This is a genomic window from Embleya sp. AB8, assembly GCF_049739465.1.
Lineage (GTDB): Bacteria > Actinomycetota > Actinomycetes > Streptomycetales > Streptomycetaceae > Embleya.
This window is the reverse complement of the sequence record NZ_JBMHHY010000003.1, coordinates 271,050-286,932: the sequence shown is the minus strand read 5'-3', so window position 1 is coordinate 286,932 and position 15,883 is coordinate 271,050. Positions and strand designations below refer to the sequence as shown.

General features: G+C 74.6%; 12 protein-coding genes. 7 read left to right on the top strand and 5 right to left on the bottom strand.

Annotated features, from left to right (window positions below; genetic code table 11):
• Nucleotides 1-82: 82 nt before the first annotated feature.
• The gene (locus ABIA38_RS06095) at nucleotides 83-910 is read left to right on the top strand and encodes an ATP-binding cassette domain-containing protein (protein ID WP_424637384.1); all 828 of its coding nucleotides are present in this window, start codon (nucleotides 83-85) and stop codon (nucleotides 908-910) included.
• The gene (locus tag ABIA38_RS06090; RefSeq protein WP_424637383.1) at nucleotides 907-1,584 is read left to right on the top strand and encodes an ABC transporter; all 678 of its coding nucleotides are present in this window, start codon (nucleotides 907-909) and stop codon (nucleotides 1,582-1,584) included. Before ABIA38_RS06095 ends, ABIA38_RS06090 begins: the two co-directional genes overlap by 4 nt.
• A gap of 37 nt (nucleotides 1,585-1,621) precedes the next feature.
• Here ABIA38_RS06090 and ABIA38_RS06085 read toward each other — a convergent pair whose 3' ends face one another.
• The gene (locus ABIA38_RS06085; protein ID WP_424637382.1) at nucleotides 1,622-2,278 is read right to left on the bottom strand and encodes a pyridoxamine 5'-phosphate oxidase family protein; all 657 of its coding nucleotides are present in this window, start codon (nucleotides 2,276-2,278) and stop codon (nucleotides 1,622-1,624) included.
• Between the two features lie 165 nt (nucleotides 2,279-2,443).
• Here ABIA38_RS06085 and ABIA38_RS06080 point away from each other — a divergent pair, with 165 nt between their 5' ends.
• The 3 genes from ABIA38_RS06080 to ABIA38_RS06070 all read left to right on the top strand — a co-directional run bounded on the left by ABIA38_RS06080 (nucleotide 2,444) and on the right by ABIA38_RS06070 (nucleotide 5,928).
• The gene (locus tag ABIA38_RS06080; RefSeq protein WP_424637381.1) at nucleotides 2,444-3,751 is read left to right on the top strand and encodes an aminotransferase class I/II-fold pyridoxal phosphate-dependent enzyme; all 1,308 of its coding nucleotides are present in this window, start codon (nucleotides 2,444-2,446) and stop codon (nucleotides 3,749-3,751) included.
• Between the two features lie 155 nt (nucleotides 3,752-3,906).
• Nucleotides 3,907-5,199 (top strand): sensor histidine kinase, encoded by a 1,293-nt coding sequence (locus ABIA38_RS06075; RefSeq protein WP_424637380.1) that lies wholly within the window; start codon nucleotides 3,907-3,909, stop codon nucleotides 5,197-5,199.
• A gap of 84 nt (nucleotides 5,200-5,283) precedes the next feature.
• Entirely contained in the window at nucleotides 5,284-5,928 is a 645-nt protein-coding gene (locus ABIA38_RS06070) for a response regulator (RefSeq protein WP_424637379.1), read from the top strand.
• 653 nt (nucleotides 5,929-6,581) lie between these two features.
• On the opposite strand, the gene ABIA38_RS06065 is transcribed toward ABIA38_RS06070, so the two are convergent.
• The 3 genes from ABIA38_RS06065 to ABIA38_RS06055 all read right to left on the bottom strand — a co-directional run bounded on the left by ABIA38_RS06065 (nucleotide 6,582) and on the right by ABIA38_RS06055 (nucleotide 9,796).
• Nucleotides 6,582-8,111 (bottom strand): sensor histidine kinase, encoded by a 1,530-nt coding sequence (locus ABIA38_RS06065; protein ID WP_424637378.1) that lies wholly within the window; start codon nucleotides 8,109-8,111, stop codon nucleotides 6,582-6,584.
• Entirely contained in the window at nucleotides 8,108-8,854 is a 747-nt protein-coding gene (locus ABIA38_RS06060; protein ID WP_424637377.1) for a response regulator transcription factor, read from the bottom strand. The genes ABIA38_RS06065 and ABIA38_RS06060 overlap by 4 nt, the downstream gene beginning before the upstream one ends.
• Nucleotides 8,855-9,058: 204 nt before the next feature.
• Complete coding sequence (locus ABIA38_RS06055) at nucleotides 9,059-9,796, bottom strand: hypothetical protein (RefSeq protein ID WP_424637376.1); 738 nt, start codon at nucleotides 9,794-9,796, stop codon at nucleotides 9,059-9,061.
• Between the two features lie 234 nt (nucleotides 9,797-10,030).
• Between ABIA38_RS06055 and ABIA38_RS06050 the strand changes: the two genes are divergently transcribed.
• Nucleotides 10,031-10,735: an SDR family oxidoreductase gene (locus tag ABIA38_RS06050; RefSeq protein WP_424637375.1), complete on the top strand. Its 705-nt coding sequence runs from the start codon at nucleotides 10,031-10,033 to the stop codon at nucleotides 10,733-10,735.
• A gap of 120 nt (nucleotides 10,736-10,855) precedes the next feature.
• Nucleotides 10,856-11,653, top strand: coding sequence for a DUF1963 domain-containing protein (locus ABIA38_RS06045; RefSeq protein WP_424637374.1), 798 nt, complete (start codon nucleotides 10,856-10,858; stop codon nucleotides 11,651-11,653).
• Nucleotides 11,654-11,777: 124 nt separating this feature from the next.
• Here the strand turns inward: ABIA38_RS06045 and ABIA38_RS06040 are convergent, their stop codons facing one another.
• Nucleotides 11,778-15,698 (bottom strand): AAA family ATPase, encoded by a 3,921-nt coding sequence (locus ABIA38_RS06040; RefSeq protein ID WP_424637373.1) that lies wholly within the window; start codon nucleotides 15,696-15,698, stop codon nucleotides 11,778-11,780.
• Nucleotides 15,699-15,883 lie beyond the last annotated feature (185 nt).

Sequence of the window (15,883 nt, the reverse complement as noted above, 5' to 3'; positions counted from 1 at the left end):
GGCACGGCAGTTCGGCCGGGGTGCGTCGGCCTGCGGGCTGCCGTAGGGTCTGCTGCCGAGGTTCCGGTGAAGGGGGACGGCGGTGCACCTGACGGGTGTCGGCAAGCGGTACGGCCTGCGCGGCCCATGGGTGTTGCGGGCGGTCGACCTGCACCTGCCGCGCGGCGGCCTGGTCCGGGTCGAGGGCGGCAACGGCAGCGGCAAGTCCACCCTGCTGCGGGTCATGGCGGGCGTCTGCGAACCGACCACCGGCACGGTCGGCGAACGCGGTTCGGCCGCCTACGTACCCGAGCGCTTCCCGCCCGAACTGCCGCTCACCGCACTGCGATACCTCACCCATCTGGGCCGGATGCACGGCCTCACCGGGCGGGAGAGCCGGCGGCGGGCCCAGGACTGGGCCGAACGCCTCGGCTTCGCGGACAAGGTACGCGCGCCGCTGCGCGGGTTGTCCAAGGGCACCTGCCAAAAGGTGGCCGTGGCCCAGGCGTTCCTGGCCGAGCCCGACCTGCTGGTCCTGGACGAGGCGTGGACCGGGCTCGACGCCGCCTCGCGCGATGTGCTCGACGGCTGCGTGGTCGAGCGGGTCGAGGCCGGCGCCACCGTGGTCTTCGTCGATCACGATCCCCGGCGGCTGGCCGACGCGGTGACCGAGTCCTACCGGGTCGAGGCGGGTGCGGTGGCCCCGGTGGTGCCCGGGGTGCGGGCGCTTCGTGTGGTGATCGACATCGACACCGGCCACGGCCCCGAACTCGACCGGCTCCCGGGCGATCCGGTCCGCGAACAGGCCAGGCCGGGCGTACTGCGCCTGCACAGCAGTACGGCGCATTCGGACGCGCTGCTGCGACATCTGCTCACCGCGGTGCCCGGGGTCAGCGTGCGCTCGGTCCAGCGGGAAGGGGACCACGCGTGATCTCCGCCGTGGTGCGTTATCAGGCGGCGCTGCTGCTGCGTTCCTACCGCTGGGTGCCGCCGGTGTTGTTGTACGCGGCGGTGATGGCGATCGGGGTGGCCGGCGGCGATCCGTTGTTGTCCTCGTTCGCGTGGGCGGCGGCGGCGATCATGCCGACCGCGGTGTGGCTGACCCGGGTGGCGGTCACGGTCGAGCCCGCCGCGGCCCGACACACCACGTCGGCCGCGGTCGGCCCGGGCCGCGCCCACCTGGCCGCACTCCTGGTCGCGCTGGGCGGGTCCGGCCTGCTCGCCGCGGCCTGCACCGGCGCGCTCGCGGCCGGCACGGACCGCATCGCCAACCACGCGACACACGGCGTGAGTCGGGGTGAGGCGATCGCGGCGGGCGCGGTGGCCCAGCTGGTCACCATCCTGGCCGGCGTGGCCATCGGCGCGCTGACCAACCGCCCGGTGCTGCGCCGCCCGGCCTACGCCGTCCCGCCGGCCGCCCTGGCCACGTTGGCCGCGTTGATCACCCCGGGCACCCCCACGGCTCGGGTGCTCAAGGTGGTCACCGACGCCGCCGGCAATGACAAGGTGGACCTGCCCACCCTCCAACTGGCCATCACCGCAGGCGTCTTCGTGGTCGCCGTCGCCGCGACCTGCCGGCTGGCGGCCCGGGTGGAACACGACTGACCGAGCGGGCCCGGCGGTTGCGCGTCGCCGCGCCGGGTCAGGACGCGCCGAGCCAGCGGGCGAGGTGGTCGGGGAGTTCCTGGTCGCGGTCCGGGCGGATCGGGCCGCGCGTGGTGGTCAGCGGCACGACCCCCGCGTAGTACGGGAGTTCGAGGTCGTCGGGGTCCTCGGCCAGGCCGTGGTCGCGGACCTTGGCGGCCACCTCGTCCAGGTCGAGGCGCAACACCGCGGTCTGCGCGTTCTCCTTCGGGTTGGGCGCCCGCACGTCGTCGGCGCGACCGGGCACCAGGTGGTCGATGATCACCCGGTAGGCGTGCAACTGCTCGTCCCGGTCGCCGACATAGGTCAGCGGGCCGTGCGCGATCACACAGCGGTAGTCCATCGAGTGGTGCATCGCCGAGCGGGAGAGCACGAGCGAGTCGACGTGGGTGACCGCCACCGCCACGGGCAATCCCTCGGCGCCGCTCGCCCGCACCGCGAGGGCGAGCTGCCCGCCGCTGGAGGTGTGCAGGTAGAGGCGCTCGCCGTCGCGGCCGAACGCGAGCGGGATCAGCTGCGGCCGACCGTCCACGCTGAACGAGACGTGCGCCAGGAACCCGGCGTCCAGGATCGAGTGCACGACGTCGACGTCGTAGCGCATCCGGTCGCGGTGCCGGTTGGGGGTGGTACCCGGAGTGGCGGGGTAGTCCGTCATCGCCAAGATCCTTTGTACTAGTTCAATCTGAAGATTGGGGTAGTACAATAAAGCCCGGCTCGGCGGAGACTGTCAACGGCATACTCCGAGGATCCACGGACGTGCGGATCACCGGACGATCCGCGGCCGCACCGAGCACCGAGCGCGCCCAGACGCAGGAGAAGCATGGCCACCACCGGTCGCACCGCCGCCGACATCGCCGCATCCGTCGAGCGCGACCTGCACGCGCGCGAGATCGCCCCCGGCGACGCGCTGCCGCCCGTGCGCACGCTCGCCGCCGAACTCGGCGTCAATGCCAACACCGTCGCCGCCGCGTACCGCACCCTGCGGGAGCGCGGCATCGTGGAGACCCACGGCCGAGCCGGCACCCGGATCCGCTCCCGCCCGGCCAGCACCCCGCGCAACGACCTCGGACCGGTGGCGCCGGCCGGCACCCGCGACCTCTCCGCCGGCGAGCCCGACCCCGAACTGTTGCCCTCGCCCGCCTTCCCCGACCCGGCCCACTGGCGCCCGCTCTACCGGCACGGCGCGCTCTACGAGCCGTTCGCCGCCGCGGCCCGCACCGTCCTGGGCGCGGTCGGCGTGCGCGCCGAGCACCTGGTCGCCACCTCCGGCGCACTCGACGCCATGGAGCGCTCGTTGTCCGCGCACCTGCGCCCCGGCGACCTGGTCGCCGTCGAGGACCCCGGCTGGGGCAACCTGCTCGACCTGCTCGCCGCGCTCAACCTCACCCCCCGCCCGATCCCGGTCGACGCGGCCGGCCCCGACCCCGCCGCCACCGAGGCCGCACTGCGCGCGGGCGCCCGCGCGTTCGTGGTCACCGCCCGCGCGCAAAACCCCACCGGCGCCTGCGTATCCGCCGAACGGGCCGCCGCGCTGCGCCCGATCCTGGCCGCGCACCCACACGTCGTACTCCTGGAGGACGACCACGGCAACGACATCTGCGGCCGGGACCTGCACACCCTCACCGGCGTCGGCACCCACTGGGCGCACATCCGCTCCGCCTCCAAGGCCTACGGACCCGACCTGCGCTGCGCGATCGTGGCCGGCGACGCGGTCACCGTCGACCGGATCGCCGGTCGGCAACGCCTCGGCCCCGGCTGGGTCAGCCACCTCGTGCAGTACGCGGTCGCCCACGCGTGGACCTCGGCCGAGGTCGCCGAGCGGACCCGGGCGGCGCGCGAGACGTACCGCGTCCGGCGCAGGGGCCTGATCGAGGCACTGCGCGAACGTGGGGTCACCGCGGTCGGACCGACCGGGATCAACGTCTGGATCGAGGTCCCCGACGAGACCGCCGCCGTGGCCGGGCTGCTCGCCCGGGGCTGGGCGGTCGCCCCCGGCGCGCGCTTTCGGATCACCTCGCCGCCCGGACTGCGGATCACCGTGGCCACGCTGACCACCGAGGAGATCGAACCGCTGGCCGACGCGGTGGCGGCGGCGGTACGCGGCGGGGGTGGGCGCACCACGCGGTGACGCGGGCATGGTGAAATATCCGACACGAGGAGGTGGGGCTAACCGAACCGCGAGGTCGGGGGGTGTCACCCTCGCGGCGGATCACCCGCGGCGGGGACCATGGACACTCGCCACCGAGCCGACGTCGCCGCCGTTTCGCCCCGAGGATGCCCCGCATGCACACGTTCCTGAAGGCCCCGTTCACCCGCCGAACGTGGGCCGAGGCCGGCTACGCCGTGCTCGCCCTGCCGCTCGCGGTGCTGGGCTTCGGCCTGACCTTCGTCTTCGGGGCGGCCGGCGTCGTGCTCACCATCACCCTGATCGGCCTGCCCCTGCTCGGGCTGCTGGTCATGGGCGCCCGGGCGTACGGCGGGCTGCATCGAGGACTCGCCCGCGCGCTGCTCGGCGTCGAGGTGGCGCCGCTCACTCCCTTCCGGCCCAAGCGTGGACCCCTCGGCCTGCTCGGCTCCGCGCTCGGCAACGCCGAGGGCTGGCGGGCGATCGCGTACAACCTGATCAAATTCCCGCTGGGCGTGGCCACCTTCGTGATCACCGGCATGTTCTGGGGCTACGGGCTGGTCCTGCTGGCCGAGCCGCTGCTCGTCGCCGCCATCAAACCGCGCAACACCGATCGACACGGGGTCGTACACCACTCGATGGTGCAGATCGGCGACACGTACTTCGACACCTGGCCGCGCCACCTGGCGGTGATGGCGTCCGGCGTGCTGGTCCTGCTGATCGCGCCGTGGGTGGTGCGGGCCATCGTCATGCTCGACCGGCTGCTGATCCCCGCCCTGCTCGGGCCGACCAAATCCGAGCAGCGGGTGGCCGACCTGGAGGAGACCCGGGCGATCGCGGTGGACGACTCCGCCGCGACGCTGCGCCGGATCGAACGCGACCTGCACGACGGCGCGCAGGCCCGACTCGTCGCGCTCGCGATGAACCTGAGCATGGCCAAGGAGAAACTGGACGCCGAGGACACCGAACGCCCGATGGACGTGGATCGCGCCCGCACCCTGGTGGACAGCGCGCTCGGCAACGCCCGCGAGGCGATCGTCGAACTGCGCGACCTCGCCCGGGGCATCCACCCGCCGGTCTTGGACCAGGGCCTGGACGCCGCGCTCGCCACGCTGGCCGCATGCAGTGCGGTACCGGTGGAGGTACGCACCGACATCCCCGTCCGCCCGCCCGCCACGATCGAGACCATCGCCTACTTCTGCGCCGCCGAACTGCTCACCAACGTCGCACACCACTCCGGCGCGAGCGCCGCAGTGGTCGACGTGAGCGTCCGGGGCGGCCTGCTGCGCCTGTCGGTCACCGACAACGGCCGCGGCGGCGCGCATGCGGGCAGGGGCAGTGGCCTGACCGGACTGGTCGAGCGGGTACGCACGGTGGACGGAGTACTGCGGATCGTCAGCCCGATCGGCGGGCCCACCCAGGTACTGGTCGAGCTGCCCGTCCACGGGTGAGCGCCGGCGGGGGCCGGGACCCGAACCGCTGGTACGCGGCAACCAGGCGCGGAGCGGTGGTCCGGGCGTGGGACGATCGAGCCCATGCGTATCGTCATTGCCGAGGACGCCGCGATCCTGCGCGACGGCCTGGTCCAACTGCTGCTCGACCGCGATCACGAGGTGGCGGCGGCCGTCGCCGACGCCGACGCGCTGCGCCTGGCGGTGGCCGAACACCGGCCCGACGTGTGTGTCGTCGACATTCGGATGCCACCCACGCATACCGACGAGGGCCTGCGGGCGGCGATCGACATCCGCCGGGAGTATCCCGGGATCGGCGTATTGGTCTTCTCGCAGTACATCGAGACCCGGTATGCCGCCCAACTGCTCGGCGGCAACGCGGCGGGGGTCGGCTACCTGCTCAAGGAACGGGTCGTGGACACCCGGGACTTCACCGACGCGCTGGAGCGGGTCGCGGCCGGCGGCACTGCGTTGGACCCCGAGGTGGTCACCCAGCTGTTCGGCGCGGGGCTGCGCGCGGGCGGGCTGAGCGCACTCACGCCGCGCGAGCACGAGGTACTGGGCCTGATGGCCGAGGGACGGACGAACGCGGCGATCGCGAAGAAGCTGGTGGTGACGGAGCGCGCGGTGGAAAAGCACGTGGGCAACATCTTCACCAAGCTCGACCTGCCGCCCTCGGACACCGATCACCGGCGGGTGATGGCGGTGTTGCGGTATCTCCAGCTTTGATCTCCCGGTTTTGCTTCGACCCCATTGTTTGCTTCGACGCTATTGATCGGGTGGTGATCCGCGCGCGCCGGCCACGACCCCCGTGAGGGTGGCCGGTGGCACGGGCCCGGGGCCGACCGCCGGCGCGGTCGTCCCCGATTCGGGTGGGCCCGTGCCGCCCTCGCCCCGTCGCCGCGCGCGGCCCGGGCGATGAGTGTCGCCGGGACCGCCGCGAGGACACCCGCCGCCGTCCCGGGCGGCGCGAGTCCGCGACTCACCCCGTCGGGCCCGAAGGTCGGGCGACCCGCCGCGTCCGGACCGCCCCCAGGCCGGTCGTGCGCGGGTACACCTTCGATGCGGGCCGCCGACGCGGGGTCGGGACGTCTTCTCGGTGGATCACCGGCCGCCGACGGGCGCGCCGCCGGGTCGGCGTGCCCGGCTCCCCGATGAGGGTCGGGGGTCGGTCGGTGCGTGCCGGCTTCGGGTGAGGGGCGGGCGCCCGGTGGCCGCCGCCACCGGGCGCGCCCGCACACACGCAAGGCGCGAGGTACCGCGCCCGTGAGGTCGTCGACGCGGCGAGGCACGCGCCTCGCCCGCGATGGGGTACACGCATTCGCGGCCTCCCCGAAACGCCGGGCCCGCCCCACCCCGGGCGGGCACGGCGTAGCGCGAGGCTAGCCGTGATTCTTGTGGGAACTCTGTGAATCGGCGGACGGGGAAAGGGATTTCGCGACCGCCCCGGCGGCCGGCGGGCGTGCGGCGGGGATCACCACGGCCGGCCCGGCCGGCTGCCGCCCGCGCACTCCCAGCCAGGCCCGCTCGCGGGCCGCGTCCGGATCGGCGCGCAGGGGCAGCACCACCTCGACCCGGGTGCCGTGCCCCGACGGCGGCACGCCCACGGTGATCCGGCCGCCGTGCAGCGCCACCTGCTGCGCCACCAGGGTCAGGCCCAGGCCCGCGCCGGGACTGTCCGGGCCGCGCCGGAACCGCTCGAACACCACCTCGCGCAGCTCCGGTGCGATCCCGGGCCCGTCGTCGTCCACGCACACCACGCCGCAGTCCAACCCGGGCAACACCTTCACCAGCACCCGATTCGCGCCGTGCACCAGCGCGTTGCCCACCAGGTTGTCCACCAGCAGCCGCAGTCCCGCCGCGAGCCCGAACACGACCACCTCGTGCGGCGCCTCGACGTGCACCTCGGCGGGCCCGTCGAGGCCGGGCCGCCGGGCGGGCGCGGCCCGGACCGCCGCGTGCACCACCTCGCCCAACTCCACCGGCCCGAACGCCGTCGCGTCCACCAGGTCGCCCTGGGCCAGCGCGCGCAGCGCGGCCAGCACGGACAACACCCGCTCGTGGCCCACCCGCAGATCCGCCAACACCTCCTCGCGCTCGGCCGGGGGCAGGTCCGGATAGGTGGCCAGGACGTCCAGATCGGTGCGCATCCCGGTCAGCGGGCCGCGCAGCTCGTGGTCGACGGTGGCCGCGAACGAGCGTGCGGTCTCCAGGGCTTCGTGGGTCCGGGCGGTCTGCGCGGCGTAGCGGCCGAGCACGTCGTCGAGCGTGCGGCCGAGTTCGTCCACCTCCACCACGCCGGAGGGCACGTGTACCGCGTCGTGCGCGCCGCCGTCCGGAGCCAACCCGGCCGCCCGGCGCCGCAACGCGCGCAACGACCGGGTGGCCGCAGCGCCCGCGGTCAACCCGGCCAGCCCCGACACCGGCACCGCGAACGCCGTCACCACATACACCCGCCGGCGCAACAGCGCGGCCTGCGCGGCCGGTTCGCCCGACGGGACGAACACGTACAGCGGCCCGGTCGGCAGCGGCCGGGTCACCATCCGCCACGAACGGCCGTCCGCCCGCACGGTCACCGGGGACGGCGCGCGGGCGGGCAGCGGCGCGTCCTCCGCCGGTTGTGGTCCCACCGTCAGTGGCCCGTCCGGGGTGTCCAGTCGGATGCCGACGTCCAGGGTCAGCCCGAGCATCCGGTACTGCCGGGCCCGGAGCGCCTGTTGGCGGTCGTCCAGGTCGGTCCGCGCCAACGCCCGGGAAATCGGGACCAGTCGCTCGGCCCGCTGCTGCAACTGCCGGTCCTGGCGTTGGCTCAGATCGTGCCGGGCCCAGCGCACCACCAGCGTGCCGGCGCCCAGGACCAGCAGCGGCACCAGGACGGCCACGGACAGGGCGACCCGGGTGGACAACTTCACGGGGCACCACCCGCCGTGCGCAGTACGAAGCCGACGCCGCGCACGGTGTGCAGCACGCGGGGTCGACCGTCCGCCTCCAGCTTGCGGCGCAGGTAGCTGACGAAGGTGTCGACCACGTCGGTGCGCACGTCGAAGTCGTAGCCCCAGACCCGGTCCAGGAGCCGATCCCGGGTCAGCACCAGGCCCGGATTGCGGACGAAGACCTCCAGGAGGGCGAACTCGCGGCGGGTCAGCTCCAGTTGCACACCGGCGCAGGTCGCGATGTGCGCGCCCACGTCCAGCGCGACCGGGCCGACCCGCAACACCGGTTCGCCGGGCGGGCCGGGCGGTCGGCGGCGCAGTAACGCCCGTAAGCGCAGGTCCAGTTCGCGCAGATCGAAGGGTTTCACCAGGTAGTCGTCGGCGCCGCTCTCCAGGCCCGCGATGCGATCGGCGGTCTCGTCCCGGGCGGACAACATCAGTACGGGGGTCTCGGTGCCTCGGGCGCGCAGTTCGGCGCACACCTCGATGCCGCTGACGCCGGGCATCGCGACGTCGAGGACCACCACCTGCGGCGGGGATGCCGGCTCGGGGTCGAACCGCGGGCCGGATGCGATCAGTTCGAGGGCGCGGGTGCCGTCGGCGGCGAGGGTGACGTGGTAGCCGGCCAGGCGCAGGCCGCGCTCCAGGGCGCGGCGGATGGAGGGGTCGTCGTCCACGACCAGGACGTGCGGTGCGCGGCCGGTCTCCGGGGCCGCGGTCACCGGACCGGCGCCTCCGGTATCGGGGCGTTCGGGCTCGGGGGGTTGGGCTTGGGGACGTTCGGTTTCGGGACGAACGTCGTCGGGTGATTCGGCTCGCGTCTGTGATCGGCTTGGCCCATGGTGCCCCCCGGATGGTTGTCGCCGCGGTTTCCGCAGCACAACCTATGGCGGGAACCCGTTCCCTGTACGGCGAATGACGGCTCGTCAGGGGAGCGGGGGCGGTGGTTCGAGTCCGCCGTCGGGTCGGCCGTCGAGCGTACCGTCGAGTCGTTCGGCGGTGGAGGCGGACAACCAGCGGAACCAGTTGGTGCGGTTGATCGGGATGTGTGGGTTGCGCAACAACCACAACACGTGGCCCGCCTGGTCCCTGGTCCACGCCTCGCCCGAGGCACGCGCCTTCTCCAGGCGGGCGCGCAGGTCCTCGCCGTCCACGACGCGGGCGATCCGGGAGTAGTCGCGGTCCTTGCAGCGATGCCGGCGATACACCACCAGTTCGACCAGGTCGAGCAGGCGGGCCCGGGCTGGTTCGTGGTGGCCGGGGACGGCGAGCAGCCGGATCAGCCGCTGCTTGGTGCTCCACACCTTGGCGTGCCGGGTCCACTCGATGGGGAAGCGGGCCTCCCATTCGAGATAGGTCAGTGCGTACGGCAGGCCGCCCCAATCGGGCACCTCGCCCGGCGTCGGCGGCTCGGCGAGCAACGCGGCGGCGGGGGTGGCCTCCCACGCGGTACGGAAGCGCCGCCAGGCCGCGTCCTCGGCGGAGACCGAGCGTGGGACGCGCAACACGATGGCGTCGTAGGCGGCGCGTGCCTCTCGGGTGTCCCGGGTCACCCGCAGATACCGGTCGAGCGCGCGGCGATGCGCGATCTCGTCGTCCGATACGAGCGCGCACATCCAGCCCAGCCGGGTGTCCCACTCCTCGATCGCGCCACGTTCCGTCACGCCGACGATCTACCCAGGTGTCCGGCGAAGAAGTCCGCCATCCGGCGGCCGGCCGAGGGAAGTCGCGGGCGCGCCGGGCGCGGTGTCCGCTGCGATGGGATTCGTGATGATCGGACGAACGACGTCCCGTGATCGAGGGTGCGCCGGTGGTCGCGGTGTGCGACCGAACGTGTCCGGGGGCGACCCGGCGCGGGAATTGACTTGGAGAGCACTCGAAGTCCTAGTGTGCGGTGGATGACCAACTCTTCTGTCACCTTGATCACCGGGGGCTCCAGCGGCATCGGGGCGGCGGCTGCGCGGAAGTTGCTCGATCTGGGCGGGCGCGTGGCCGTCACCGGGCGGAACGTGGGCCGGCTGGACCGGTTCGCCGAGGAACTCGGCCACCCGGGCGGTCTGCTGACCCTGCCGGGCGACGCGGCCGACCACGAAGCGGTCGCGGCGGCGGTCGCGGCCACCGTCGCGGCGTACGGCCGGTTGGACACCGTGGTCGCCAATGCCGGTTTCGGGACGCCGGCGAATGTGGCCGACGGCGATCCCGCCGAGTGGCGCGAGATGGTGCTGACCAACGTGCTCGGCCCGGCGCTGCTGATCAACGCGGCGTTGCCCGCGCTTCGGGAGACGCGCGGCCGGATCGTCCTGATCGGCAGCGTCGCCGGCTTCATCCACTCACCCGGCAACCTGTACGGCGCCACCAAATGGGCGGTCACCGGCCTCGCCGAGAACACCCGCCGGCTGGTCACCGCCGACGGCGTCGGGGTGACCCTGGTCGCGCCGGGTCGAGTGGAGACTCCGTTCTGGGACGCCCTCGGCGGGGCGCCCGACGACGACATCCTCCTGACGGCCGAACAATTGGCGGACGCGATCGTGTGGGCGATCGAGCAACCGGCCGGCGTGGACGTGAACACGATGGTGATCCGGCCGCAGGGGCAGCCGGTGTAGGGGCGGTGGGGTCGGCGGTACCGCCCGCACCACCGCGACCGCGGCATCGGCGGCTCGCGTCGGGTGTGGCCGAGCCGAGCCGATCCACCTCCGGCGCACGGGTGTTGAGAGGATTCCGGCATGGAATTCGACGACCCCGCCGGGATGCTCCGGGTGTGCATCGAACGGCTCGGCGAGCAGGTGGGCCGGGAGTTCGCGGCCCTGGCCCGCCCCGGTTTCCGGCTGCTCCGGCCGACGAACGACGCCCCGGCCACCGGTCGATCCCGGCTCGGCGGACTGGCCCTGCTCGAACCGGGCACCCCCTGGCCCGAACTCGACGGTGTCCCGCTGTCCCTGCACGCCGTACTCGACACCGACGCCCTCGCCGACCGGCTCGGGGAGCAACTGCCCACCCGGCCGGGCCTGCTCAACTTCTTCTACCTCGATCCGGAGCTGCCGTACGAGGAGTACGCCAAGTTGGACGCGTCCCGGCCCGAGGCCTGCCGGGTGATTCCCGCCGACGCCGCGCGGGCGATCGAGACGGGCGCGCCCGAGCCGGCGAGGAGCTATCCGGCCACCCCGGTGCACGCGGCCGGGTCGACGATGCTCCCGGACTGCTGGGATGTCGTGGACGACGACGTCACGTTCGACGCCGAGGAACACTGGGGCGCGGCCTCGCTCATTCTCACCGAGCTGGGCGACTTCGACGGGAACACCGCCGGCGATCACTGCGCCTTCGGCTGGCCGGACACGTCGTACACGTTGGCGGTGACCCGCCGCGACGAGGACGGCCCCGCGATCCATCTTCTCCAACTCGCCGAGGACGTGGCCCTCGACTGGGGCTGGGGCGACGCCGGAACGATCTACTTCACGATCCCGGTGCGGGCGTTTGCGGCGGGGGACTTCGGGCGGGCCGAGGCGCGGGTGCAGTGCTGCTGAGCGGGTGGGGTTGGGCTTCGGGAGAACGAATCCGGCCCGCCCCGACCGTCCGTGCCACGCCAACCCCGGCCCGTCCGGCGATTGAGGACAACACCCAAGGCCCGACTCGCCCGGTGGCGGGCTACTACGCGCCGCCGGCGGCCAGTTGGGGGGTGCGGGGGATGCGGCCGGTGAGGGTCAGGCCCGGGAGTTGGGCGTGGGTCGGGCGTGGGGGGAGGGCGGCCAGGCCGGTGCGGTTGGGGCCGGCGGTGGCGAGTTCGGCGCGGATGCGTACCTCCATCAGGGCGCCGGCGGGGGCGGCCAGCGCGGTCGCCAGGAGTTCGCAGGCGGCTTCGGTGCGACCCTCGGCGCGTTCGACGACCGCGAGTGCGTAGAGGGCGTATGCGCCGACCGGGGTCAGGCCCTTGGTGCCGGTCAGCCGCAACGCCTGCCACGCGCCGTCGCGGGCCTCGGCGATCCGGCCCTGGGTGGTCGCGGCCATCGAGAGCGCGGCCAGGAACCAGGCGGCCAGCGTGCCCTGGCCGGTGGCCCGGGCCAGCCGCAGGCCCTCGGCGGCGTGCGTCTCGGCCTCGACGGCGCGGCCGGACAGGGCGCCGGCGACGGCGAGCGGCATCAGGGCGGCGGCCAGGGCGCCGCGGGCGCCGTGGGTACGCAGGACCGCGGCCTCGTCGAGCAGGACCTCGTAGGCGGCCTGGTCGGTGGCCGCCGCGTGGACCGCGAGGGGGGTCACCTCCCACAGGGCGATGCCCAGGCCGTACAGGCGGGCCCGGGTGGCCGGCGCGACCATCGCGGGGGAGACGCCGTCGGCGCCGAGCGCGGCCACCACCGTACGCAGCGGGTCGTCGGAGGCCAGGGGCAGTGCGGACAACGCGGCCCGGGCCTGGGTGGTCCGGGCGCGGTCGCCGGCCTCCCATGCGGCGCCGGTCGCGGCGAGGAGGAGCGCGGCGCGACCATGGGCCGCGTCCAAGAGCAGTGCTCCCGCTTCGGAGCGGTGCCCTTCCGCGTGGCGCAGTGCGGCGCGGAGCCGGATCGCGGTGCCGGAGGAGTGCGCGGAGGAGCCCTCGTCGGCGCCGCCCTCGACATCGGTGGCATCGGCGGTGTCGAGCAGGGTACGGGCGCGGACCGGGAAGCCGGCCTCCCACGCGGCATAGGCGGCGGCGACGTAACGGCGGCGGGCGGTCGGGTGGTCGGCGGTGAGGCGGGCGGCCTGCTCCCAGGTCGCGGCGGCGGCACCGGCGCCGAGTTCCCGGCGGGTGCGGCCGGCGCCGGCTTCCAGGGCGGCGGCCAGTTCGGCGTCGGGGCCGGTGGCGAGCGCGGCCAGGTGCCACGGTCGCCGGTAGGCGAGAGCACCGCTCGCGGCGTAGGCCAGTGCTCCGTGAAGAGAGCGGCGCTCTGCCGCGCTGAGCGAGCGGCGCACCTCCTCGCGGACCGACGCGCTCCGGAAGCGCACCCGGTGCTCGGCGGCGTCGACCAGGCCGGCCCGCAATACGGCGAGCCGCGCCCCACGCCCGATCCCGACCCGCCGCCCGGCTACGGCCAACTGGTCCAGATCGGCCGCCGGTTCGAGCGCGGCCAACGCAACGAGCCGCCGCGCGTCCTCCGGCAGCCCCGCGAACGGCCCATCCCCGGCGGCCACATCCCGCCCGACCCGATCCGGACGGGCCCCGGTCGCCCGGTCGCGGCCGGCGGCGGCGTCATCGGCGTCGGCCCAGTCCCGACCGCCGCTCCGCCCGTCCACCAACCGAGGGCCTGGCCCGGCTGCGGCGCGGACGCCGGCAGCCGCATCGGCGGTCCGCATGTCCGAGGCGCCTGCGCCCTGGGCGAACCGGGCACGTGCGTCGGCGGTCCGTGCGTCCGAGGCGCCAGCGCCCTGGCCGGCCCGGGCACGTGCGTCGGCGGTCCGTGCATCCGAGGCCCCCACGCTCCGGGCGAACCGGGCATTCGCGCGGGCTGTTCGCGCGTCCGACGCCCCTGAGCCTCGCCCGGCCTCCGCCCGGGCTCCGATTCCGGCTCCGGCCTCGGCCCCGGCCCCGGCCCCGATACCCGTGTCGGTGGTTCGTGTGTCCGAGGATCCCGAGCCCCGGCCGGTCCGGGGGCTTGCGCCGGTGGCTCGAGCGTCCGACGCTCCTCCGCCTTGGTCGGCGGCGCCGGCCCGCGCGCCGGTCGTCCGTGGGTCCCACGTTCCGGCGCGGGTTTCCGCACCCCAGAAGACATCCGTACCGGCGGTTCGCGCGTACGAATCCGCGTGCCGGGCGGCCTCCGGCCCGGAACCCCCATGCCCGGTGGCGTCGTTCCCGTCGAAGCCGCCGTCCGGGTGACCCTCGGCCACCGAGCCGCTCGGCCCGGGCGCATCGAAGAAGCCGCCCTCGGCCCGCGCGCGCCGAGCTTCGGCCGCCGCCGCGGCCTCGTCGGTACCCACCTCGCCCGTCACGACACCTCGGACGGCCTCCGCCGCCGCCCGGAAGTCGCGCTCGGCAGGCCGGTCTTGGCGGTGCGGCGGCCGCGTTGCCGCGCCGTCGCCATCGGCGTGGACGCTGCTCGCTTCGGGGGCCGCAGGCCGGGCGGCCTCCGCCGCTACCCGGCCCGCGCCGCCCCCGGCGCCCTGGTCGCGCGGGGTCGATGTGCCGTCGGTGGCACCGTGGGTGGCGTCGTGGGCGGCCGCGTGACGTACGTCGGCCGATCCGGGGCTTGTCGCCCGATTGGCTGCACCCGTTCGGAACATCCCATCGTTTGGCGCCGCTTCGAGGCGTCCGCCTCGCGACCCGGCACCGGACTCGGCAACGCCGGCCGATCCGGATCCGCCGACCGAGGCCACCGACCGACCCACACCCGCCACCTCGGCAAGGACCCGGGGCGGCCCACCGACCGCACGCAACGCGCCGACCGAGCCGGTACGTTCGGTCGCCGTGGGCGCACCCCCGGCGGTGGTCGAGGTGTCGTCAGGTCTTGCCCGCCCGGCGTCGGCCCCGACGCCGACGGTCTCGCCCGGCGTACCCAACGTCAGGACCAAAGCGTCGCGTTCCGTCGCATCCGGCACGATCCCGGCCGCAGCCCAGGCGTCGCCGGGAGCCGCCTGCCCGGCGTCGGCTTCGACGCCGTCGGCCGCACCGCTCGTACCCAACGCGCCGACCGAGGTGTGGCGTTCCGTGGCGTCTGGCCCGCCCCCGGCCGCGTTCGATGTGTCGTCGGGCGTCGTACGCCTCGCATCGGCGACGCCGTCCGCACCCAACGGGCCGACCGAAGCAGCGCGTCCGGTCACGTCCGGCACGATCCCGGCCGCAGCCGACGCGTCGCCAGTCGTCGGCTCCCCGGTGTCGGCCCCGCCGCCGACGCACTCCTCGGACGTACCCAACACGCCGACCGAAACGCCGCGTTCCCCCGACCCCACCTCAGCCCGGGCCCCGGCCCTGGCCTCAGCCCCGGCCCGCACCTCGGCCCCGGCCGCACCGCCGGTCCCCAACCCGCCGACCGCAGCGTTCCACCCCCGCGTGCTCGACCCCACCCCGGACGGGTCCCCCGGCTCGGCCTTCGGCATCGCCGCCCCCGCGCCCCCGCGTTCCCTCGTGGTGCGGAGGACTGCGAGTGGGAGGCCCTCGGCGCGGCCGGCGATGTACGTGATCACCGCGGCGGAGGCGGCGTCGAGCCAGTGGGCGTCGTCGACGAGGAGCAGGACCGGCTGTTCGCGCGCCGCGATCAGCACCAGGGAGCAGGCCGCCGCGGCCACCACGCCGCGGTCCGCCGCGCCGGGGGCCAGGCCGAGGGCGGTGCGCAGGGCCTGGGCCCGGGTGTGCGGCAGTCGGCCGATCCTCGGGTGCAGCGTGACCAGCAGTTGGCGCAGCGCCGTATAGGGGAGCGCACCGGCACCGCACGGGCCCGCCGTGCGCAGCACGGTCATCCCCTTCGCCGCCCACGCCGCCTCGGCCAGGAGCGTCGTCTTGCCCGTCCCCGCGGCCCCGCGCAGCACGATCGCGCCACCGTCACCGGCCCGCGTCCGTTGCAGCAGCGCCGTGATCGCGGCCAGTTCGTCGTTCCTTCCGTGCAACACGGAAACTCTCCTCGCATCTCGCTCACACCCCCGTGGTGTGGCCGGCGGTCCACCCGGCTCGGGACGGACCGCCGCACTATGAGCCTGAGCTTGCCCGTTCCCGGTCAACACATGTTCAACATTCACTCAACGTATGAAGTCCGGACCAAGTAATTACGGACATGTGACACCGACATCGCCGGCGA